At 66.6% G+C, this 1,080-nt stretch carries 1 protein-coding gene; it reads left to right on the plus strand.

Annotated features, from left to right (window positions below; all coding sequences use genetic code 11):
* Positions 1–1,080: SDR family NAD(P)-dependent oxidoreductase (locus ACFZB9_RS36945; protein ID WP_391454555.1), on the plus strand; the 1,080-nt coding region annotated here is incomplete at both ends.

The raw sequence follows: 1,080 nt of genomic DNA on the forward strand, positions 1-1,080 counted from the left end.
GGTGTGGTGGATGGGGTTGAGGGTGCGTTCTGGGGTGCGGTGGAGCGTGGGGATGTGGAGGGTGTGGTGTCGGTGGTTGGTGGTGGGGATGGTTGGGGTTCGGTGGTGCCGGTGTTGTCGGAGTGGCGGCGTCGGCGGGTGGTTGGTTCGGTGGTGGATTCGTGGCGGTATCGGGTGGTTGAGCGGTCGGTGTCGGTGGGGTCGGGTGGGGTGTTGTCGGGGGTGTGGGTGTTGGTGGTGCCGGGTTGGGGTGGTGTTGGTGGGGTTGTTGATGGTGTGAGGGGTGCGTTGGTGGGTGCGGGTGCGCGGGTGGTTGAGGTTGTTGTGGGTGTGGGGGATGGTCGTGAGGTGGTGGGTGAGCGGTTGCGTGGGGTGTGTGAGGGGGTGGAGGTTGCGGGTGTGGTGTCGTTGTTGGGTGTTGGCGAGGGCGAGGGCGAGGGCGAGGGTGTTGTTGGTGAGGGTGATGGTGTTGTTGGTGGGGGTGGGTTGGTGTTGTCGTTGGTGTTGGTGCAGGCGTTGGTGGATGTGGGTGTGGGTGGTCGGTTGTGGATGGTGGTGTGTGGGGCGTTGGGGTTGGGTTCGGTTGAGGGTGTGAGGGCTGGTGGGGTGGCGTTGTGGGCGTTGGGTCAGGTGGTGGGGTTGGAGTGTGCTGGGGTGTGGGGTGGGTTGGTGGATGTGCCGGTGGTGTGGGATGAGCGGGTGGGTGCTGGGTTGGTGGGTGTGTTGGTGTCGGGGGTTGAGGATCAGGTGGCGGTGCGGTCGTCGGGGGTGTTCGGTCGGCGGTTGGTGCGGGCGCCGTTGGGTGTTTCGGGTGTGGCTGGTGGGGGTTGGGGTGTGGGTGGGTCGGTGTTGGTGACGGGTGGTACGGGTGGGGTGGGTGCTTGTGTGGCGCGGTGGTTGGTGGGTGTGGGTGCGGAGCATGTGGTGTTGGTGTCGCGTCGGGGGTTGGGTGCTGAGGGTGCGGTGGAGTTGGTGGGGGAGTTGGAGGGGTTGGGGGCTCGGGTGTCGGTGGTGGCGTGTGATGTGGCGGATCGTGGGGCGTTGGAGGGGGTGTTGGCGGGGATTCCGGAGGATGTGCCG

It is taken from the genome of Kitasatospora sp. NPDC008050 (genome assembly GCF_042957465.1).
GTDB lineage: Bacteria > Actinomycetota > Actinomycetes > Streptomycetales > Streptomycetaceae > Kitasatospora.